Source organism: Ruegeria sp. D6 (assembly GCF_056534365.1).
In genome coordinates this window covers 18,702-39,375 of record NZ_JBQFPH010000007.1, presented here as the reverse complement: position 1 = coordinate 39,375, position 20,674 = coordinate 18,702, and the positions used below count along the sequence as shown (strand labels likewise).

The 20,674-nt window shown below is 56.7% G+C and carries 15 protein-coding genes and 2 tRNA genes; 11 read left to right on the top strand and 6 right to left on the bottom strand.

The annotated features are described in order from the left end of the window. The first annotated feature begins 132 nt into the window (after nucleotides 1-132). Nucleotides 133-1,275 carry a DUF3095 domain-containing protein gene (locus ACR0A1_RS18920; protein ID WP_170515219.1) on the top strand — a complete coding sequence of 381 codons (1,143 nt, stop codon included), beginning with the start codon at nucleotides 133-135 and terminating at the stop codon, nucleotides 1,273-1,275. Here ACR0A1_RS18920 and ACR0A1_RS18915 read toward each other — a convergent pair. Beyond that, on the bottom strand, nucleotides 1,272-2,681 hold the full coding sequence (locus tag ACR0A1_RS18915) for a pyridoxal phosphate-dependent decarboxylase family protein (protein WP_480868804.1): 1,410 nt from the start codon (nucleotides 2,679-2,681) through the stop codon (nucleotides 1,272-1,274). The genes ACR0A1_RS18920 and ACR0A1_RS18915 overlap by 4 nt on opposite strands. 127 nt (nucleotides 2,682-2,808) lie before the next feature. On the opposite strand from ACR0A1_RS18915, the gene hpaR reads away from it, so the two are divergent. After that, on the top strand, nucleotides 2,809-3,243 hold the full coding sequence (gene hpaR / locus ACR0A1_RS18910; RefSeq protein WP_170408752.1) for a homoprotocatechuate degradation operon regulator HpaR: 435 nt from the start codon (nucleotides 2,809-2,811) through the stop codon (nucleotides 3,241-3,243). Nucleotides 3,244-3,355: 112 nt separating this feature from the next. Then, nucleotides 3,356-4,321 (top strand): helix-turn-helix transcriptional regulator, encoded by a 966-nt coding sequence (locus ACR0A1_RS18905; RefSeq protein ID WP_480868803.1) that lies wholly within the window; start codon nucleotides 3,356-3,358, stop codon nucleotides 4,319-4,321. Here ACR0A1_RS18905 and ACR0A1_RS18900 read toward each other — a convergent pair. Then, complete coding sequence (locus tag ACR0A1_RS18900; protein ID WP_480868801.1) at nucleotides 4,314-5,528, bottom strand: winged helix-turn-helix domain-containing protein; 1,215 nt, start codon at nucleotides 5,526-5,528, stop codon at nucleotides 4,314-4,316. The two genes, ACR0A1_RS18905 and ACR0A1_RS18900, sit on opposite strands and share 8 nt — an antisense overlap. A gap of 6 nt (nucleotides 5,529-5,534) precedes the next feature. Further along, nucleotides 5,535-6,560, bottom strand: a complete 1,026-nt coding sequence (locus tag ACR0A1_RS18895; protein WP_170399205.1) for a LacI family DNA-binding transcriptional regulator — start codon at nucleotides 6,558-6,560, stop codon at nucleotides 5,535-5,537. Between the two features lie 114 nt (nucleotides 6,561-6,674). Here ACR0A1_RS18895 and ACR0A1_RS18890 point away from each other — a divergent pair. Further along, a tRNA-Arg gene (locus ACR0A1_RS18890) sits at nucleotides 6,675-6,751 on the top strand. An 88-nt stretch (nucleotides 6,752-6,839) separates the two neighbouring features. On the opposite strand, the gene hmgA is transcribed toward ACR0A1_RS18890, so the two are convergent. Together hmgA and ACR0A1_RS18880 are read right to left on the bottom strand one after the other, a co-directional pair. Beyond that, nucleotides 6,840-8,201 carry a homogentisate 1,2-dioxygenase gene (gene hmgA, locus ACR0A1_RS18885; protein WP_480439467.1) on the bottom strand — a complete coding sequence of 454 codons (1,362 nt, stop codon included), beginning with the start codon at nucleotides 8,199-8,201 and terminating at the stop codon, nucleotides 6,840-6,842. A 310-nt stretch (nucleotides 8,202-8,511) separates the two neighbouring features. Then, nucleotides 8,512-8,598 (bottom strand) — tRNA-Leu (locus ACR0A1_RS18880). A 198-nt stretch (nucleotides 8,599-8,796) separates the two neighbouring features. On the opposite strand from ACR0A1_RS18880, the gene ACR0A1_RS18875 reads away from it, so the two are divergent. Beyond that, nucleotides 8,797-9,780, top strand: a complete 984-nt coding sequence (locus ACR0A1_RS18875) for a complex I NDUFA9 subunit family protein (RefSeq protein ID WP_170598587.1) — start codon at nucleotides 8,797-8,799, stop codon at nucleotides 9,778-9,780. Here the strand turns inward: ACR0A1_RS18875 and ACR0A1_RS18870 are convergent, their stop codons facing one another. Further along, nucleotides 9,781-10,584, bottom strand: coding sequence for an undecaprenyl-diphosphate phosphatase (locus ACR0A1_RS18870; RefSeq protein ID WP_480868798.1), 804 nt, complete (start codon nucleotides 10,582-10,584; stop codon nucleotides 9,781-9,783). It lies immediately after the preceding gene. A 228-nt stretch (nucleotides 10,585-10,812) separates the two neighbouring features. Between ACR0A1_RS18870 and ACR0A1_RS18865 the strand changes: the two genes are divergently transcribed. The 6 genes from ACR0A1_RS18865 (at nucleotide 10,813) to queG (ending at nucleotide 20,643) form a co-directional block, all read left to right on the top strand. Further along, nucleotides 10,813-12,246 (top strand): NAD(P)-dependent oxidoreductase, encoded by a 1,434-nt coding sequence (locus ACR0A1_RS18865; RefSeq protein WP_170466699.1) that lies wholly within the window; start codon nucleotides 10,813-10,815, stop codon nucleotides 12,244-12,246. Between the two features lie 109 nt (nucleotides 12,247-12,355). Next, nucleotides 12,356-16,888, top strand: a complete 4,533-nt coding sequence (gene gltB, locus ACR0A1_RS18860; RefSeq protein WP_480868796.1) for a glutamate synthase large subunit — start codon at nucleotides 12,356-12,358, stop codon at nucleotides 16,886-16,888. A 185-nt stretch (nucleotides 16,889-17,073) separates the two neighbouring features. Continuing rightward, nucleotides 17,074-18,024 (top strand): Hint domain-containing protein, encoded by a 951-nt coding sequence (locus ACR0A1_RS18855; RefSeq protein ID WP_170627072.1) that lies wholly within the window; start codon nucleotides 17,074-17,076, stop codon nucleotides 18,022-18,024. 38 nt (nucleotides 18,025-18,062) lie between these two features. Then, complete coding sequence (gene mtgA, locus ACR0A1_RS18850; protein WP_480868794.1) at nucleotides 18,063-18,803, top strand: monofunctional biosynthetic peptidoglycan transglycosylase; 741 nt, start codon at nucleotides 18,063-18,065, stop codon at nucleotides 18,801-18,803. Nucleotides 18,804-18,863: 60 nt separating this feature from the next. After that, nucleotides 18,864-19,529: an FtsZ-binding protein FzlA gene (fzlA, locus tag ACR0A1_RS18845; RefSeq protein ID WP_170399162.1), complete on the top strand. Its 666-nt coding sequence runs from the start codon at nucleotides 18,864-18,866 to the stop codon at nucleotides 19,527-19,529. 76 nt (nucleotides 19,530-19,605) lie between these two features. Next, nucleotides 19,606-20,643 carry a tRNA epoxyqueuosine(34) reductase QueG gene (gene queG / locus ACR0A1_RS18840; RefSeq protein WP_480868792.1) on the top strand — a complete coding sequence of 346 codons (1,038 nt, stop codon included), beginning with the start codon at nucleotides 19,606-19,608 and terminating at the stop codon, nucleotides 20,641-20,643. Nucleotides 20,644-20,674 lie beyond the last annotated feature (31 nt).

Here is a 20,674-nt window from a genome sequence, read left to right as displayed (position 1 = left end):
GTCTAGCTGCCTCGCCCCGATGCTTGGCACGCCGCGTTGATCGGCACAAGTGCCATGATTGAATCGATTGGGGCGGACATTCTTCACAATTGAGCTATCATCACGGAAGATTTTGGATTTCCCGAGTGTGTTATGACCCCCTCAGACTCTGTATTTTATGACTCCGTCCCCATTTCGGACAATTTCCTCAGCCTCAGTGACCCCGCGCAGTTCACACCTTTGCCAGAGACATGGGTTCTGGGCGTCGCCGATATCGTAGATTCGACCGGTGAAATCGCGCGGGGCCGGTACAAGACCGTCAACATGGTGGGGGCGGCCGTGATTTCAGGCATGATCAATGCGCTGGGTGGGCGCATATTTCCGTATGTCTTCGGTGGTGATGGTGCTGGATTCGCCGTATCGGGTGAGGATGCCGAGATCGCGCGGGATACGCTGGCAACACTGCAAAGCTGGGCCGAAACGGAATTCGCCATCACTTTGCGCGCGGCGCTGGTTTCGGTGGCCGACATCCGCGCCGCTGGACGTGATCTGCGTGTTGCTCGCTTTGCGCCGTCCACCGGCGTTGACTATGCGATGTTTACCGGCGGGGGACTGGCCTGGGCCGAGGCTCAGATGAAATCCGGGCAACTTGTTGTGCAACCAGCCGGACCTGACGCGCAGCCCGATCTGACCGGCCTATCTTGTCGTTGGTCCAACAGTCCAGCGAGGGTTGGTCAGATCGTTTCACTGGTTATTCAGCCTACATCAGAGTCTAATGAGGCTGAATTCGCCGCCCTGACTCAATCCATCCTGTCCGTCGCCGAAGGGCTAGAACGCGCTGGTCACCCGGTTCCGGCCAAAGGACCTCCGATGAGTTTCCCTCCGCCCGGCGTCGATATCGATGCCCATGTCTCACGCGCGGGTCGGAATCTTCTGATGCAGAAAACACGCTTGATGATCGGGAATATGTTGATCGGCTTGTTGTTCAAAACCGGGATGCGCCTGGGTCAATTCGAACCCAAGCATTACAAAGAGATGGTCAGTCGCAACGCTGATTTCCGAAAGTTTGATGACGGTCTGAAAATGACGCTGGATTGTGACTCGAGCACGTTGGAAAAGCTCACTCAGATGCTGGAAGACGCGCAAACAAAAGGCAAAATCAGATATGGCATGCACGCCCAGCAAGAGGCGATGATGACCTGCTTTGTTCCCTCGGCCATGCGCGACGACCATGTGCACTTTGTTGACGGGGCCTCGGGGGGATACGCTCAGGCTGCAGCGTCAATGAGGGCCTAAAGCCCTCGAGCGATTTCAGTGATCACGTCATAGGCCATCATCACGTCCTGTTCTGTGGTTTCAAACTGACCGGCCTGAAAGCGGATGACCAGATCGCCATCCACGCGGGTCTGTGTCAGGTAGATCCGCCCATCATCATTGATTGCATTCACCAGCCGCAGGTTCAGATCATCCAGATCGTCGGCCCCATCCGGCTCGTATCGGAAGGTCCAAAGAGACCACATTGGAGGCGTCACGATCCGAAAATCCGGTTCTGCTGCTAGACGGTCATGCAGCGCGCGCGACCAATTGACGTGATTCCGCAGCCGTTCGCGCAGCCCCTCCAGCCCATAAGTGCGGATGACGAACCACAGTTTCAGCGCGCGGAACCGACGTCCCAATGGCACCGACCATTCCGAGTAATTGATGATCCCGTCCTTGCCGTGGGTTTTCAGATATTCCGGGCTGATCGCAAGCGTGCGGACCAGATCATCGGGGTTTTTCAGGAAATGCGCACAGCAATCGAATTGCACGCCCAGCCACTTATGGGGATTGAATACAATGCTGTCGGCCTGATCGATCCCCGGCCAGTAGTGACGATATTCGGGGCAGATCATCGCCGACCCCGCCCAGGCTGCATCGACATGGCTATAAAGGCCGTATTTCTGTGCGATCGCAAGGCAGCGATCCACTGGATCAGTTGCCCCGGTTCCGGTCCCTCCAACACAAAGGATCACGCCCGCCGAGTGGAAACCAGACTCTAAATCTGATTGTATCGCTGCTTCAAGCGCCTCGGGGTTCATTCCACGCCAATCACCTTGCACGGGGATGCGCACCAGATTGTCCTGTCCGATCCCCGCAACCCAGATTGCGCGGTCGATTGAGGTATGAACCTCGGAAGAGCAATAAATGCGCAGTGGCTTTTGACCGAACAGCCCCTGCGTGTTGCCCTGCCAGTTCATAGCCTTCTCGCGCATGGTCAGCACAGCCGCCAATGTTGCAGATGACGCCGAATCCTGAATAACCCCGGCAAACCCTTTGGGCAGGTCCAACGCTTCGCGCAGCCAGTCCATCATTCGTGTTTCCATCTCGGTTGCGGCGGGCGAGGTCTGCCACAGCATACATTGCGGCGCGATGGCGCTGGCCAGGAACTCGGCCAGAACAGACGGGGCCGAGGCGTTTGAATTGAAGTAGGCGAAGAACCGAGGGTGTTGCCAATGGGTAATGCCGGGCATCACGATTTGTTCGAAATCATGAAAGATGTCCTCGATCGGCTCGCCCTGCTCAGGGGGATGCGCGGGCAGAGCGTTCAGGATATCGCCCGGCTCGGTCCGGGCGCGCACGGGCTTGTCGCCCACCGTCAGGTGATAGTCTTGCGTCCACTCGGCAACCTTCTTGCCCCAATCGGAGAATTCATTCCATTTCATCTTATCCGCCTCGGTAGCCTTTTTGTCAGTATCATATGCTAAACAAGTTAAGTAAAGTCCAGTCAACGAAACTCAACCACAACCAACGTTCTATTGCGAAATATTTGGAATTGCGCGAAAATTCCATATGTCAAAGAACTTACCACAGACGTCCCGATCATTGCCGATAGCGCTGTTGCGCGCTCGGGAAAGGGTGATGGGGCCTATTCGTGGTGTGCTAACGGATGCTGGCGTCACCGAGCAACAATGGCGCGTTCTGCGCGTTTTACAGGAAGAAGGACCTCAGGAGCCTACTCAGATCGCCGAGCGCGCCTGCCTCTTGTTGCCCAGCCTGACGCGCATTCTGAAAAAGCTGGAAGACAGCAAGCTGATCATGAGGCGGCCGGATACCAAAGACCGCCGCCGACAGATTGTCGAAATCAGCGAGAACGGGTTGCAAATTATCGACGCAAATCTGGCGGAAATGTTGGAGCTGGCGGAACACACCCGCTCTTTGCTCGGGGCAGAGCAGCACGAGAAGTTGCTGGACCTTCTGGTAGAGCTTCACCAGCTAGAAGGCTGAGCGCAATGCTCAGAACAGGCTCTAACCAAGCTGTTTGCCGTCGTTCAGACCTCGTATAAGGCCCCAAACGATAAGCATTGTGGGCGGAGAAGGTAATATTCGTTGCCCGTAGATGGTTCGCGTCGTAGCCTCATCCTTACCTTTAACAAACGGTTCAATGCAGATGGATGGGCCCAAACCGCCAGAACCGGCACCGCCTGCACATATTGCAAAGCAGGATTTGAGCGAACGAGTGGGCGCGCGTGTACGCCGGGCGCGTCAAATGCGAGGCATCCCGCGCCGGATCCTGTCTGAGTACTCGGGCGTTTCCCCACGCTATTTGGCGCAGCTTGAGGCGGGTGAGGGCAACATCTCGATCGGCGTGTTGCACCGTGTCGCACAGGCACTGGATTACAAAGCCGAATGGTTGATTGGTGAAGATGATCCGTGGGATTCGGATGCTTTGCACATAGTTGAGCTTTTCCGACAAGCCAGCGACGACGTCAAAGAAAGCGTCAGGCGTGCATTGCAACCTCACCCAGATGAGGATGCACGTGCGCATCGGGTTTGTCTGATTGGATTACGCGGAGCGGGTAAGTCAACTCTTGGCGCTATGCTGGCCGCTGCACAAAGACTGCCGTTTGTTGAGCTCACAGCCATGATTGAAGAGATGGCCGGCATGCCCATGTCTGAAGTGATGGCGTTCTACGGGCAAGACGGATATCGCAATCTGGAAGCGCAGGCGCTGGATCGGGTGATTGCAGAGCATGATCGGGTCGTGCTGGCAGTCGCGGGCGGGATCGTATCAGAGCCTTCGACCTATGCTACCCTGCTTGGCCGGTTTCACACCATCTGGCTGCGCGCGTCACCGACCGAGCATATGGACCGCGTGCGCGCCCAAGGCGACGAACGCCCGATGGCCGGAAATCCCAAGGCGATGGAACAGCTCAAGAACATATTGGCCAGTCGCGAGGCTTTGTATGGGCGGGCAAATGCGCAGCTAGATACATCGGGCAGGGCGCCCCATGTTTCGCTGAACGAGCTGCGCCTACTGATTGAGGAACAAGGTTTCCTGATCGAAAAATTGGGTTCTATTTAGGATCTTTCAGCCAATCCTTTTCAAATTCCACCCCGTCCAGTTCCGCAAATCGCCGTACCCGGTCCAATTCGGCCTGCAGGCGGCGGGTTCTTGCGTCAGACCAACGCACCGACCGTTCTGGCCATACGGATCGGACTTGCAACAGTCCACGGTCTCGCTGGGCCTTCATGTCGATGCGTCCGATCAACCGGTGCCCTTCAAGCAACGGAAAGACATAATAGCCGTAGGTACGCTTGGGTTCGGGTACGAACACCTCGATCCGATAGTGGAATCCGAACAACCGCTCGGCCCGGTTCCGGTCACGCAACATAGGGTCAAAAGGGCTGAGAACTCTGATCCGGCCCGGCGCATCGGGCAGCTCTGTAGCGTGTTCACATAGACCGGGGCGGGCGAACACTTTTCGTTCCCGCCCGTCTGCGCATTCGACGCAGATCTCTTCGATTTCACCCTGTGTTAGAGCCTGTTGGCACCAGGATTTTGCCTCGGCAGCACTTACCGTATCCCAGAATGCGGCAAGCTCTCCCGATGTGGCGAACCCCAGCCGGTCGAGTGCGGCGTTACACAACCAATCCACAGTTTCATTTGCGTCGCAGTGCAAATTGCCGGGGCAAAGTTGAGTTTCTATAACCCGCTCTGTCAGGTCATAGCGTTTCTGAAACCCATCGCGTCCAACCACGGTCAGCGCGCCGGATCGCCAGAGATATTCCAGCGCGGTCTTGGATGGATGCCAGTCCCACCAACCGCCAGATCCCTTTTTCTCGTCTTTTCCCACATCGGACGAGCCAACCGGACCATGGTCGCGGATATGTTGTAGGACGGTTTCGAACTTTTGCTCAAACCCGTCACGCCGCCAGTTCTTCCAGCGGGCTTTCAACATGTCGGCATCGCGCAGGAACCGCAGATGCCAATGGCGATAGAATTCCATTGGGATCACCGCCGCATCGTGCGTCCAATGCTCAAACAGCGCGCGGTCGCGTTCGTAGAGCTGCTTGAGGTAGCGCGAACGATAGCTGGGCTTACGCGCATATAGGATCATGTCATGCGCGCGGGCGACGGTGTTGATACTGTCGAGCTGGACAAACCCTAAACGATGGATCAGCTGTAACAAGTCATCGCCTTTGGAACTTCCAGTAGGCTGTTCCAAAAGCGCGTGCCGATCCATGAACAGCGCCCGCGCCGCGCGGTTGTCCAGACGTTGCTGCGCCATCGGGAGTTATCGCCGTTTCAGCGTGTCGCCGTAGCTGATCTTTGGGGTTAGGGTAACGCGGGTTTCAACCTCGGAATCCGGATCGGCCAGCTTCGCCGCAATGATCTCGGCCGCGGTGCGCCCAATCTCGGTCCGGCAGGCATCCATCGTGGCCAGCTTGCGTGGTAGCCCCTGCAGCAGCTCCACATTGTTGAATCCGGCCAATCCGATCTGACCGGGCACATCAATCCCTTGATCCAGCAAATACAGCAGCCCACCTGCGCCGATCATATCGTTGGAATAATACAGAAAATCCAACTCGGGCGAGCGTTCAAGCATCGCTTGTGTCATCTCGCGCCCCTTGGCCAGCGCTGAGCCACCCGAATAAAATTCACGGTCCTCAATCTCGATCCCGTGCTTGCCCAATACTTCGGTGAAGCCTTCGAACCGTTTACGGGCACGGTGGTCCAACGGCATCTTGGTGCCCATAAACCCGATATGCTCATAGCCCGCCTTCAGGATTGCCTGCGCCATTTCGCGCCCGGCGCGGCGGTGAGAGATTCCCACCATCGCATCCACCGGTTTGCCATCGGTATCCATGATCTCGACCACTGGTATGCCAGCCGAATCCAGCATAGCGCGCGCGGCTTCGGTATGCTCAAGCCCGGCAATGATCACGCCTGAGGGCCGCCACGAGAGCATCTCGTACAGCACTTTTTCTTCTTTTTCTGGCAGATAGTCCGTGACGCCAACCACCGGCTGCAGTTCAGTATCTTCCAGCACCTGATTGATACCGGTTAGAACTTCGGGGAAGACCATATTTGACAATGACGGGATGATCACAGCGACCAGATTCACCCGGCTTGACGCCAATGCTCCCGCGATCTTGTTGGGCACATATCCCAGCTCTTTTGCGGCGGCCAAAACACGGGTACGGGTGGCATCCGACACATCCCCGCGATTACGTAGCACCCGGCTAACGGTCATTTCGGATACTCCGGACGCTTCCGAGACATCACGAAGGGTAAGCGGGCGTTTTGTTTCTGTGGTCACCGAGATACCTGCATTGTTTGTTTGGCCGATGGTAGCGTGAACAGGGCGAATTGTTCAACTGTTGTGCAAAGCCCATGACAATCTGAAAAAACCCCGCTAGAGAAAACGACGCGCGGCCCCGTGGCTCAACTGGATAGAGCAGCCCCCTCCTAAGGGGCAGGTTGCAGGTTCGAATCCTGCCGGGGTCGCCAAGCTTTTCTGAACGTACCCGATTAAATGCGTTACAGATCAAGCGTTCTAAATCTCTGCCCTTTGGGAGACGAAGGAATTATACCCTCGTCACTTCTTGCCGGGTGTGCCGTCGAATTTCTTTTCGATGTCGCTCCAACAGTCGATGTAATCGTCCTGCAGTGGTGCCTCATTGGCGGCGAACGCTGTGAGATGCTGCGGAAAGCGGGTTTCGAACATGAAGGACATGGTGTTTTCCAGCTTGTCTGGCCCTAGGTTTGAATTCGATGCTTTTTCAAAGGCTTCGCGATCTGGGCCGTGGGGCAGCATCATGTTGTGCAGGCTCATACCGCCGGGAATAAAGCCCTGCGGTTTCGCATCATATTGGCCGTAAATATTGCCCATCAGTTCGGACATGATGTTCTTGTGGTACCAGGGCGGGCGGAAGGTATCTTCCATGACCATCCAGCGCTCGCGGAACAGAACAAAGTCGATATTGGCGGTGCCGGGCTGGCCTGAAGGTGCGGTTAGAACGGTGAAAATCGACGGATCCGGATGATCGAACAGGATGGCTCCGACCGGGCAATATGTACGCAGGTCGTATTTGACGGGTGCATAGTTGCCGTGCCACGCCACCACGTCCAGCGGGCTGTGACCGATTTTGGTCTGGTGAAACTGACCGCACCATTTGACGGTCACGTTTGAGGGCACTTCGCGGTCCTCAAACGCCGCGACCGGTGCTTTGAAATCACGCGGGTTGGCCATGCAGTTGGCGCCGATCGGGCCGCGGCCAGGCAGTTCGAATTTCTGGCCGTAGTTTTCGCACACGAACCCGCGCGCAGGGCCTTCCACAACTTCGACCCGGTAGACAAGGCCGCGTGGAATGATAGCGATTTCCTTGGGTTCAAGGTCGATGATCCCTAATTCGGTGTAGAATCTCAGAACGCCCTCTTGCGGCACCACCAGCAGCTCGGAGTCAGCCGAGAAGAAGTAATCATCCTGCATCGAAGTGTTCACCATATAGATATGGCTGGCCATCCCGACCTGAGTGTTCACATCCCCGGCAGTGGTCATGGTGCGCATGCCCGTGACCCAGGTTGTCTGTTCACCGGTATGGGGCACCGGATCCCAGCGGTATTGTCCCAAGCTGACAACGTCAGGATCTACATTGGGCGCTGATTTCCAATAGGGAACATCGATTTTTTCATAGCGATGTGAATGCTTTACCGACGGGCGGATACGATAGCACCAGGTACGCTCGTTCTGGTGCGAAGGTGCCGTGAACGCAGTGCCTGAAAGCTGCTCACCATAGAGGCCGTAATTGCATTTCTGCGGGCTGTTCATACCCTGGGGCAGAGCATCAGGAAGCGCTTCGGTTTCGTAATCGTTGCCAAAGCCCGGCATGTACCCTTCGTGCGGCCCTTTCAAGGATGGGGCAACTGTCATGCGTTCATTCTTGGTCAGCTCATTCATTTTGCACGTTCCTTCCGGACAGATACGATCGAATTTAATGGGTGTGGTAATAGTTGACTTTGTAACTAACAAGCGCGACGGGAAGGTATCTTCAAAAAAGATGAGTTTGATTTGCAGGAAATTGCCATAGCCTTGCACCATGTCCTTCTTCGACTGGCAAAAGGTAGTGCAACAGAGATTGTTAATTCCGGTACCTGCGGGTCAATTTTCGGGGTCAAACAGAGAAATTGACTCAGACAGGCCAAACCAGTCTGATTGTACATCAGTCAAGTGACCGGAAATGCCAGGGGTTCAAATTTTATGGAGATTTTGGTGCCCAGGAGAGGACTCGAACCTCCACGTCCATACGGACACTAGCACCTGAAGCTAGCGCGTCTACCAATTCCGCCACCTGGGCAGGTGTCGTGGAGGGGCGTTTAAGCTGACTGGCAGTGGGCGTCAACCAGATTCGGGGGTGTTTTTGAAAGTTTTTTGATGCGTGCCCCAACTTCTGGTTAACGCGACGGATTTTCAGAGAAGCGCGGCGTTATTGCGCCTTGTTCGACGGGCTCGTGGGCGCTAGATCAATTCAGACCAAGACAGCAGGAGCGCCATCATGTCGAAACTCGTCACGATTTACGGTGGATCGGGCTTTGTCGGCCGATATATCGCGCGGCGTATGGCTGCCGAAGGCTGGCGTGTCCGCGTCGCTGTGCGGCGGCCCAATGAAGCGATGTTCGTCAGACCCTATGGCGCGGTTGGTCAGGTCGAGCCTATCTTGTGCAATATCCGTGATGACGCCTCGGTCGCTGCAGCGATGCATGGTGTGGACGCCGTGGTGAATTGCGTCGGCGTATTGAATGAGCTGGGCAAGAATGCGTTCGACGCAGTGCAGGCCGAAGGTGCCGAACGGATCGCCCGGCTGGCGGCCGCTCAGGGTATTGACCGCATGGTCCATATCTCGGCCATTGGTGCGGATCCCGAATCCGACAGCGAATATGCGCGCACCAAAGCGCAGGGCGAGGCGGGCGTTTTGCAACACATGCCGGGTGCCGTCATTCTGCGCCCATCAGTCATTTTCGGCACCGAAGACCAGTTTTTCAATCGCTTCGCAGGAATGACACGGATGAGCCCGTTCCTGCCGCTTGTTGGGGCGGAAACGAAATTTCAACCTGTCTATGTCGATGATGTTGCGCAAGCGGCAGTTCAAGGCGTTCTGGGCAAAGCGTCTGCCGGTGTTTATGAACTGGGCGGGCCAGAGGTAAAGAGTTTCCGCGCCTTGATGCAGCAGATGCTCGACGTAATTCATCGCCGCCGGATCATCATCGGGATGCCTTTCTGGGCGGCGAAAATCATGGCGGGTGTGTTGGATATCGCGAAGTTCGTCAGTTTTCAGTTGTTTCCGAACAATATCCTGACCCGTGACCAGCTTAAAAATTTGCGGCGCGATAATGTGGCGGCGGATGACGCTAAAGGTTTTTCGGACCTCGGGATCGAGCCCGCGACGTTGGAATCGGTTCTGCCAGAATATCTGTGGAAATTCCGCCCCGCGGGTCAGTATGACGATATTCAGAACTCGGCCAAGAACCTGCGCATCTGATCAGCTATAGGCAATCACCAGCAGGATTGCTCCGAGGATGACCCGGTAGATCACATAGGGTGTGAAACTGACGCTGCGCAGAAGCCGCATCATCAGGTTAAGCGCGAGCAGAGCCGAAACAAAGGCGAAGGCTGCGGCAATCGCGCCGTCCTTGGCCAGCTGTGTGTCCGCCTCACGGACGACGTCGACCGAAAGCAGGACGCCCGAAGCGACAATCGTTGGGATCGACATCAGCATGGCAATCCGCGCACCATCTTCGCGTGTATAGCCAAGCTGACGAGCGCCTGTGATCGTAATCCCCGAGCGTGAAGTCCCCGGGATTAAGGCCAACATCTGCCACAGCCCCATGATCATTGCGTCCTTTAAGCCCCAGTCCGAACTACGTTTGGTTTGTACCCCCTTTTGATCCATCCAATACAGCACTAACCCGAAGCCAAGCATCGCCCATCCGATGACGGCGACTGAACGCAGAGCCTGCTCAAGCCCCGTCAGGTACACGATCCCGCCCGCAATGACTGTCGGAATCGTGGCGATGACCAAGCCCAGTGCCAACCGCGCCTGAGGCGTCTCAATTCGTCCTCGGATAATTTGGGGTATCCCGGCTAGGGCTTGTTTCACATCTGACCAGAAATAAAGAATAACCGCGCCAAGTGTTCCTACATGGACGGCGACATCGATTGCCAGGCCTTGATCATCCGCGCCGGTCAGGCGGGGCAGCAGGATCAGGTGCCCGGATGAAGATATAGGCAAGAATTCGGTGACGCCCTGAATGATCGCCACAAGAATCAAGTGAAAAAGGCTCATCTGCTCTGCCGGTACCGTGCTCGTTTTGTTGAGAACAATGGGTATAAGCGGGCAACGGGAAAGTGAAGTGTCCAGATAGGTCCGAATCGGAACTAAAAACACGACAAATTTCTCTGAAAAAACATCGAGCGATGCAGTTTTCTCAATATAGGTCAGTACAGTTGACTTTTCATCCAGAATGACTTCACTTAAAGAACCCTGACCAAGCCAATTCATGGAGTCTGACCCGTGGCCAAGCAACCGATGCTGAAATTTGTGCAGATCGATCGTGTCATGCCTGAAAAGCGTGCCGCCAGTGACCGCAAAGAGGACTTCGATGAAATCTATGCCGAGTACGCCGCGGAGAAGGCGGCCGAACAGGCCAGCCGATGCAGCCAGTGCGGAGTGCCCTATTGCCAGTCCCATTGTCCGCTGCACAACAATATCCCTGATTGGCTGAACCTGACGGCAACCGGGCGGTTGGAAGAGGCGTATCAAACAAGCCAGGCTACCAACACTTTCCCTGAAATCTGCGGCCGCATCTGCCCGCAGGACCGTCTGTGCGAAGGCAATTGCGTGATCGAGCAATCGGGCCACGGTACGGTCACCATCGGCTCGATCGAGAAATACATTACCGATACAGCCTGGGATAAAGGCTGGGTTAAACCCGTTCAGCCCCGTGCCGAGCGCGACGAAAGCGTGGGTATCATTGGCGGTGGACCCGGTGGATTGGCAGCGGCGGATATGCTGCGCCGGGCGGGTATTCAGGTCACGGTCTATGATCGTTATGACCGTGCGGGGGGGCTGCTGATGTACGGCATTCCCGGTTTCAAGCTGGAAAAGGATATCGTCCAACGCCGAAATGACCTGCTGGCAGACGGTGGTGTTGCATTTGAGCTGAACTGCGATGTGGACGCCGCGAAATTCGCGGAAATCCACGCGAAACATGATGCGGTAATTATTGCAACGGGCGTCTACAAATCCCGTGATCTGTCCATGCCCGGCAGCGGTCTGGGTGGGATTGAAAAGGCGATCGATTTTCTGACAGCCTCGAATCGCAAAAGTTTTGGCGATGCGGTTGATGACTTCGACAATGGCCGCTTGAACGCGGAAGGTAAGAAAGTGGTCGTCATCGGCGGGGGTGATACCGCGATGGATTGCGTGCGCACGTCGATTCGTCAGGGTGCGACGTCGGTCAAATGCCTCTATCGCCGCGACCGCGCCAATATGCCGGGCTCGCAGCGCGAGACCCAGAATGCCGAGGAAGAAGGCGTGATCTTCGAATGGCTTAGCGCACCCAAAGGCTTTACCGGCGATGAGCAAGTAAACGGTGTCATGGTGCAGAAGATGCGTCTGGGCCAGCCCGATGCCTCGGGCCGTCAGGCTCCCGAAGTGATTGAGGGCGCAGACTATGTCGAAGAGGCCGATCTGGTGATCAAGGCGCTTGGATTCGAACCCGAAGACCTGCCCACGCTGTTTGGTCAACCCGATCTACCCGTGACCCGCTGGGGTACAATCAAAGCTGCGTTCCAGACCGGTGCAACCGAGATGGAGGGCGTTTATGCCATCGGCGACATCGTGCGCGGTGCTTCGCTGGTGGTCTGGGCGATCCGTGACGGGCGCGATTGCGCAGATGCCATAATTGAGCGTTTTAACGCCAAATCCGCCATCGCAGCCGAGTGAAACAAAACGCAAAAGCAATTCGAAAAATCCCAGCGGGTATGCGTTCGAAAGCGAACGCCGACAGATGAACCAAAGCCTGTGTGCCCCCTTGGGAAAAAGGAGACAGCCAATGACCAAATATGATGCCGATTGGGTGCGGGCCGAGGAAGCCAAGCGCAAATGGATGGCAGAAAACGGTCTCTATTCAGAGGAAGAAGAGCATTCCTCGTGCGGTGTGGGCCTTGTTGTGTCCGTCGATGGTAAGCCGTCACGCAAGGTGGTGGATGCCGGGATCGATGCGCTAAAGGCAATCTGGCATCGCGGCGCGGTGGATGCGGACGGTAAAACCGGGGATGGCGCAGGTATCCATGTGCAGATCCCGGTCCCATTCTTCTATGATCAGATTCGTCGCACGGGTCATGAACCAAACTTGGATGAACTGGTTGCTGTCGGTCAGGTTTTCCTGCCCCGCACGGATTTTGGCGCGCAGGAACAATGCCGGACTATAGTGGAAACCGAAGTTCTGCGCATGGGTTACTATATTTATGGCTGGCGACATGTGCCGGTTGATGTGACCTGTCTGGGCGAAAAGGCCAACGCGACCCGGCCCGAGATTGAGCAAATCCTGATCTCGAACTCCAAAGGCGTGGATGAAGAGACATTCGAGCGTGAGCTCTATGTCATTCGTCGCCGTATTGAAAAAGCGGCGCTGGCCGCAGGAATCTCGGGGCTGTATCTGGCGTCGCTGTCTTGCCGGTCGATCATCTATAAAGGCATGATGCTGGCCGAGCAGGTCGCTGTTTTCTACCCCGACCTGATGGATGAGCGGTTCGAGTCCGCTTTTGCGATTTACCACCAGCGCTATTCGACCAACACGTTCCCGCAATGGTGGCTGGCCCAGCCCTTCCGTATGTTGGCCCACAACGGTGAGATCAACACGCTGAAAGGCAACATCAACTGGATGAAAAGCCACGAGATCCGCATGACCTCGGATAGCTTTGGCGTCTATGCCGAGGATATCAAACCGATCATAGCGGGCGGATCGTCGGATTCCGCCGCATTAGACTCGGTATTCGAGGTCTTGGTGCGTGCGGGGCGCTCGGCGCCGATGGCGAAAACCATGCTGGTTCCGGAAAGCTGGTCCAAGCAAGCTATCGAGCTGCCGCAAAGCTGGCGCGACATGTATTCCTACTGCAATTCAGTGATGGAACCTTGGGATGGCCCTGCTGCGCTGGCAATGACGGATGGCCGCTGGGTATGTGCCGGTTTGGATCGGAATGGTCTGCGCCCGATGCGCTATGTGGTAACCGGCGATGGTCTGGTCATCGCGGGGTCCGAGGCGGGTATGGTGCCGATTGATGAGGCCACCGTGACCGAAAAAGGCGCGCTGGGACCGGGCCAGATGCTGGCTGTCGATATGAAAAAGGGCAAGCTGTTCCGCGACAAGCAGATCAAGGACAAACTGGCCCGAGCACTGCCGTTTGGCGACTGGGTCGGCAAGATCAACGATCTGGACGAGTCACTTGCAGGCGTTACGGAACACCCGAAATTCACCGGAGAAGAACTGCGCAAGCGTCAGATCGCGGCCGGGTATTCTGTAGAAGACCTAGAACAGATTCTTGCCCCGATGGCAGAGGACGGCAAAGAGGCGCTGGCTTCGATGGGGGATGATACGCCCTCGGCTGTTCTGTCCAAGCAATACCGCCCGCTTAGCCACTTTTTCCGGCAGAACTTCAGCCAGGTGACGAACCCTCCGATCGACAGTTTGCGTGAATACCGTGTGATGTCGCTGAAGACGCGGTTCGGCAACCTTAAGAACGTGCTGGACGAAGACAGCAGCCAGACCGAGATCATCGTTCTGGAAAGCCCCTTTGTAGGCAATGCACAATGGGACACCCTGGTCAATCAACTGGGTTCACCCCTTGCGGAGATCGATTGTAGCTTTGAACCCGGCCGAGGCGCTCTGAGCGCTGCCTTGGCACGTGTTAGAGCCGAAGCAGAAGAAGCCGTGCGCTCGGGCGCGGGTCATTTGGTTCTGTCTGACATGAATTCAGGGCAAGGTCGTGTGGCGATGCCGATGATCCTGGCCACCAGTGCTGTGCATTCGCATTTGACCCGTCAGGGTTTGCGGACCTTTTGTTCGCTGAACGTGCGGTCTGCTGAATGTGTTGATCCTCATTACTTTGCGGTTCTGATCGGCTGTGGCGCGACTGTTGTGAACGCCTATCTGGCCGAAGACTCACTGGCTGATCGCATTGACCGTGGTCTGCTGGACGGCACCCTGACCGAAAACGTTGCGCGCTATCGCGAAGCCATCGACCAGGGTCTGCTGAAGATCATGGCCAAGATGGGTATTTCGGTGATCTCGTCCTATCGCGGTGGTCTGAATTTCGAAGCCGTGGGTCTCAGCCGCGCGATGGTGGCCGAGTATTTCCCGGGTATGACCAGTCGTATCTCCGGCATCGGTGTCACCGGCATTCAGACCAAAGTCGAAGAAATTCATGCCAAGGCGTGGGACAGCGGTCTGGATGTTCTGCCCATCGGAGGTTTCTACAAAGCGCGTAAATCGGGTGAGACCCACGCGTGGGAAGCAACCTCAATGCACATGATGCAAATGGCCTGTAACCGCGCCTCATATGAGCTGTGGAAACAGTATTCGGCCAAGATGCAGTCCAATCCTCCGATTCACTTGCGCGATCTGATGGATTTCAAGCCGCTGGGCAAGCCGGTGCCGATCGAAGAGGTCGAATCGATCACTTCAATCCGCAAACGCTTTGTCACTCCAGGCATGTCGCTGGGTGCCCTCAGCCCCGAGGCGCACAAGACACTGAACGTGGCGATGAACCGGATTGGCGCGAAGTCGGATTCCGGCGAAGGTGGTGAAGACCCTGCGCATTTTGTGCCCGAGCCCAACGGTGACAACCCGTCGGCCAAGATCAAACAGGTGGCCTCGGGCCGGTTCGGCGTGACCGCCGAATACCTGAACCAGTGCGAAGAGCTTGAGATCAAGGTCGCCCAAGGCGCGAAACCGGGTGAGGGCGGTCAGCTGCCGGGTATGAAAGTCACAGACCTGATCGCGCGTCTGCGGCATTCTACCAAGGGCGTGACCTTGATCTCACCGCCGCCGCACCACGACATCTACTCGATCGAGGATTTGGCGCAGTTGATCTACGACCTGAAACAGATCAACCCGCGCTGTAAGGTGACGGTAAAGCTGGTGGCGTCTTCGGGCGTTGGAACGATTGCCGCCGGTGTGGCCAAGGCGAAAGCGGATATTATCCTGATTTCGGGTCACAATGGCGGAACGGGCGCGTCGCCCGCAACCAGTATCAAATACGCTGGACTGCCGTGGGAGATGGGCCTGACCGAGGCGCATCAGGTTCTGGCGATGAACAACCTTCGCGACCGCGTTACTCTACGGACCGATGGTGGCCTGCGCACTGGTCGCGACATCGTCATGGCCGCGATGATGGGCGCTGAGGAATACGGCATCGGTACCGCCGCCCTGATCGCAATGGGCTGTATCATGGTGCGTCAGTGCCAGTCGAACACCTGTCCGGTGGGCGTGTGTACGCAGGACGAATCGTTGCGTGCCAAGTTTACTGGTAACGCGGACAAGGTGGTGAACCTGATCACCTTCTACGCACAGGAAGTGCGAGAACTGCTGGCTAGCCTCGGCGCACGCTCGATTGACGAAATCATCGGTCGTGCTGATCTGCTAGCACAGGTCAGCCGCGGATCGGCGCATCTGGATGATCTGGACCTCAACCCGCTGTTGATCACCGTCGATGGCGCACATGATATCGTCTACAACCGCGACAAGGATCGTAATGCAGTGCCGGATACGCTGGATGCCGAGATTGTGCGCGATGCGGCGCGCTTCCTGAAAGACGGTGAGAAGATGCAACTATCTTACGCGGTGCAGAACACGCATCGGACCGTGGGTACACGTGTCTCAAGCCACATCGTCCAGAATTTCGGCATGCGGAACACGTTCCAGGACGATCACTTGCATGTGAAGCTGCAGGGTTCGGCGGGCCAGTCACTGGGGGCTTTTGCCGCTCCGGGTCTCAAGCTGGAGGTCTCGGGTGATGCCAACGACTATGTCGGCAAGGGGCTTTCGGGCGGCATGATCGTCGTACGTCCGCCGCAGGTGAGCCCGCTCAAGGCGGAATATAACACCATCATTGGCAACACCGTCCTATACGGTGCCACCGATGGCCACCTATTTGCGGCAGGCCGCGCAGGTGAGCGGTTCGCGGTGCGAAATTCAGGTGCCAGAGTGGTGATCGAAGGCTGCGGCTCGAACGGATGTGAATACATGACCGGCGGCGTTGCGGTTATTCTCGGCGATATCGGTGCCAACTTTGGTGCGGGGATGACGGGTGGTATGGCTTATCTGTACGACCCCGAAGGCAAAGCTGAGGCGCTGATGAATATGGAGACGCTTGTCACCTGTCCGGTGACAGTGGACCAATGGGAAGATCAGCTGAAAGCAATGATCGAGCGCCATGTCGCGGAGACCAACAGCCGCAAAGCCATTGATATCTTACAGCATTGGGATGTGGAAAAGACCAACTTCCTGCAGGTTTGCCCAAAAGAGATGTTGAACAAGCTCAGTCATCCTCTGACCACCGAAGTGGCGGCGGTTCCTGCAGAATAAGTCTTGAGAGATCTAAATCTTTGGCCCGGCGTGTCGTTCCCAACACGCCGGGTATTCTTTTGTCTGGCCATATTGTTTCCAATTCTTGTGTAATGCCGTGCATAACGCCTAGCTTTAGTCATAGTTTATTCGGGAAATGCAGGCATGCTGCTATCCCAATGATGTGAGTGAAGTGGAATATCGGTGTGCCCACGACGTATACAGACCAGTTTTTTGTGCTCGACCCGGCCAATCCGGGTGCGAACGGAACCGTTGTTGGATCCACGCTGAACGTCGAGTTCTTTGATATCATCGATCAGAATGACGATGATCTGATCAACCGGCTGAATGGAGACTCGGTTGACGGATCTGATATCACTGCGTCTTACTTCAATGATATGGTGACGATCGAGTTGCCGGGTGGTGCGCAGGTTACATATACCGGCGTTACCTTCTACCTTGCTGACGGGCGCGAGGTTTTTACCCCAACAGACGGATCGGTTCTGCAGCAAGGCACGTTTGTTTCTTCTTCAGTCACCGATTTTAGCGATGATGGGGCTTCGTTTGGTTCGGTCGATATCGCAAACGGTGATCTCGGTCCGCCCTGCTTTACGCCCGGCACATTGATTGAAACCCCCGATGGGCCCCGGCCGGTCGAGGACCTGAAACTTGGAGATCTGGTTACGACCGCGGATAGCGGCGCTAAACCTGTGCTCTGGATTGGTCGTACCAAGGTGGCAGCCGAGGGTAAACTGGCCCCAATTCGCTTCGAGACAGGGATGTTCGGGCTCACGCGCCCTCTGCTTGTTTCGCCGCAGCACAGGATGCTGATCGATGATTGGCGTGCACCCTACCTGTTTGGCCATGAAGAAGTTCTGATCGCTGCCCATTGTCTTGTGAACGGAACAACAGTCACGCGTGTCGAAGGGGGCGAGGTGGATTATATCCACATTCTGTTCCGGCGACATGAGATCGTGTTCGCCAATGGCGCCAAAAGTGAAAGCTACTACCCGGGACATGCACTGACCCAGGCCGAGCGTCGGACGCAAGCAGAAGTATTGGCCTTGTTCCCGGAGTTGGCGGCGCGCGGAGCAGCCTCAGTCAGAACTGCACGCCCGGTTGTGCGACCGCGCGACGGACAGATGTTGTCGAAATAATCCGTTTCAAATACGCCCTTCGCGGCGTATAGCAAGGCATGGCAAAAAAAGCAGTCCGCAAACCGCGCGGTAAGAAAAAGAGGGCGTCCAGATCAAACAAAACAACAGGCCCCATCGCTCGGATACGGCGCTGGGCCCTTGTTGTTGTTCTGGCGATGGTCGTGGCTTTTGTGTCTTTGGTTCTGATCTATTCAGTCGTGAACCCGCCGGTCACGCATACGATCTGGTCCGAGTGGCGTCGGCTTGGGAAGGTTGATCGCGAGTGGGTGCCGATCGAAGAGATTGCCCCGATCATGGCGCGGTCGGTCGTAGCAGCCGAGGATGCCAACTTCTGCCTGCATTGGGGCTTTGATGTCGAAGCGATCCGCGATGCGCTGGAAGATGGCGGCAGCCGGGGTGCATCGACCATCACGCAGCAGGTGGTCAAGAATGTATTTCTTTGGCAGGGGCGCAGCTGGGTCCGCAAGGCGCTTGAAACCTCGATGACTCCGGTTGTTGAAATCGTCTGGAGCAAGCAGCGCATTCTCGAAGTGTATCTGAACGTCGCGGAAACCGGACAAGGGATCTTTGGCGTCGAGGCCGCGGCGCAGAAGTATTATGGGGTGAGTGCGGCAAAAATGTCTCCGACACAAGCGGCGCGTGTGGCGGCGATTCTGCCATCCCCGCGCAACCGGTCGGTTACGGATCCATCGGTGCGGACCCGCAGGCGTGCCGCGTCAATTCTGGATGGAGCGGCCACCATCCGCGCAGATGGACGCGCCGCGTGTTTCGAGGATTGAAACCCAGACCCCTCAGCGGCTAAAGCTTGAAGGGTACTCTACTGGTTCGAATGGAAGTTCATGGCGCGTCTGTTTCACGTTCCCCTCTCGCCCTATTGCCGCAAGGTTCGCCTGTCTTTGGCCGAAAAGAAGATCGAGGTTGAGCTGGTCGAAGAACGATACTGGGAACAGGACCCGGATTTTTTGCGCCGCAACCCGGCGGGTAAGGTTCCTGTGCTGCGACTGGATGGTCAGATCATGGCCGAGAGCGCCGCGATCTGCGAATATATCGAAGAGACCCGACCCGAGCCACCCTTGATGCCTAAAAAAGCCGAAGCACGTTATGAGGTGCGGCGTTTGGTAGGCTGGTTTGATGACAAGTTTCACCACGAGGTGACCTCAAAGCTACTCTATGAGCGGGTGAACAAGAAAGTAACGGGGCAAGGCTATCCGGACAGCAAGAACGTCAAGGAAGGCGCGCGCGCGATCAAGTATCATCTGGATTATATGGCCTGGCTGCTGGATCACCGTCGCTGGCTGGCCGGAGATCAGATGACATTGGCCGATTTCGCCGCGGCGGCGCATCTGTCGGCGCTGGATTACATTTCGGACGTAGATTGGAACCGAAGCTCTGCCGTGAAGGACTGGTACGCCAAGATCAAATCCCGCCCGGCGTTCCGCTCGATTCTGGCGGATCAGGTTCCGGGATTCCGGCCACCGCCACATTACGCGGATCTGGATTTCTGATAGATTGAGGGGTAGGGGGCTGTCCGTCCCCTCTTGGCCATTGGGCCAATTCACCCCCGAAGGTATTTTTGGCCAGATGAAGAGCGGATCGGAGTTGAAACAGCGGTTGGTGGAGCAAGCCTTGTCTGAGGGGTTTGTCGCCTGTCGGGTTTGTCACCCTTGGGATGTGCCCCTTGTTCCCGAACGGTTGGATGCCTTTCTACAAGCCGGATATCATGGCCAGATGGGCTGGATGGCTGAGCGGGCTCATTGGCGCGGTGATCCGTCTGTGCTGTGGCCTGACGCGCGGTCGGTGATCATGCTTGCGGAGAGCTATACGCCCGAGCATGACCCGACTGCGGTGCTGGCGCATTCCAACTTGGGCGCCATTTCGGTTTATGCGCAGAACAAGGATTATCACGATCTGGTTAAGAAGCGCCTCAAACGATTGGCGCGCTGGCTGATTGCCGAGGGTGGGGGTGAAGTGAAGGTGTTTGTCGATACTGCTCCGGTGCCAGAGAAGGCGCTGGGGCAGGCCGCTGGGCTGGGGTGGCAGGGCAAGCATACCAATCTTGTCAGTCAAGATTGGGGAAATTGGGCCTTTTTAGGGTCTGTTTTCACAACTTTGGATTTGCCTGTGGATGGCGCTGAGGTCGACCATTGTGGCTCATGCCGCGCGTGTTTGACGGCCTGTCCGACCGACGCGTTTCCGGCACCGTATCAGTTGGATGCGCGGCGCTGTATTTCGTATCTGACCATCGAGCATAAGGGGCCGGTGGAGGAAGAGTTGCGCGCGCTGTTGGGCAACCGAATCTATGGCTGCGATGATTGTCTTGCGGCCTGCCCGTGGAACAAGTTTGCGGTCGCGGCCAGTGACCTTCGCTATGCGGCGCGGGAGGAGCTAAAGGCGCCTCCGTTGGCGGAACTGGCGCAGCTGGATGATACAGCATTCCGCGCGATGTTCTCGGGCTCGCCGATAAAGCGGATCGGCCGGAATCGGTTCGTGCGGAACGTGCTTTATGCGATTGGGAACTCAGCGGTGCCGGCGTTACTGCAGGTTGCACAGACGCTGACCGATGATCCGGATCCGACCGTGGCTGATGCCGCGCGCTGGGCGGCATCCCGGTTGTCGTAAACAGGCTGGACGCGCCGCAGGAAAACGCTAC

Bases quoted from the DNA above. Each gene is read 5' to 3' on its own strand.
- ACR0A1_RS18920 (WP_170515219.1), top strand. From the start codon at position 133: ATGACCCCCTCAGACTCTGTATTTTATGACTCCGTCCCCATTTCGGAC.
- ACR0A1_RS18915 (WP_480868804.1), bottom strand. From the start codon at position 2,681: ATGAAATGGAATGAATTCTCCGATTGGGGCAAGAAGGTTGCCGAGTGG.
- hpaR (WP_170408752.1), top strand. From the start codon at position 2,809: ATGTCAAAGAACTTACCACAGACGTCCCGATCATTGCCGATAGCGCTG.
- ACR0A1_RS18905 (WP_480868803.1), top strand. From the start codon at position 3,356: ATGGTTCGCGTCGTAGCCTCATCCTTACCTTTAACAAACGGTTCAATG.
- ACR0A1_RS18900 (WP_480868801.1), bottom strand. From the start codon at position 5,528: ATGGCGCAGCAACGTCTGGACAACCGCGCGGCGCGGGCGCTGTTCATG.
- hmgA (WP_480439467.1), bottom strand. From the start codon at position 8,201: ATGAATGAGCTGACCAAGAATGAACGCATGACAGTTGCCCCATCCTTG.
- ACR0A1_RS18875 (WP_170598587.1), top strand. From the start codon at position 8,797: ATGTCGAAACTCGTCACGATTTACGGTGGATCGGGCTTTGTCGGCCGA.
- ACR0A1_RS18870 (WP_480868798.1), bottom strand. From the start codon at position 10,584: ATGAGCCTTTTTCACTTGATTCTTGTGGCGATCATTCAGGGCGTCACC.
- gltB (WP_480868796.1), top strand. From the start codon at position 12,356: ATGACCAAATATGATGCCGATTGGGTGCGGGCCGAGGAAGCCAAGCGC.
- mtgA (WP_480868794.1), top strand. From the start codon at position 18,063: ATGGCAAAAAAAGCAGTCCGCAAACCGCGCGGTAAGAAAAAGAGGGCG.
- fzlA (WP_170399162.1), top strand. From the start codon at position 18,864: ATGGCGCGTCTGTTTCACGTTCCCCTCTCGCCCTATTGCCGCAAGGTT.
- queG (WP_480868792.1), top strand. From the start codon at position 19,606: ATGAAGAGCGGATCGGAGTTGAAACAGCGGTTGGTGGAGCAAGCCTTG.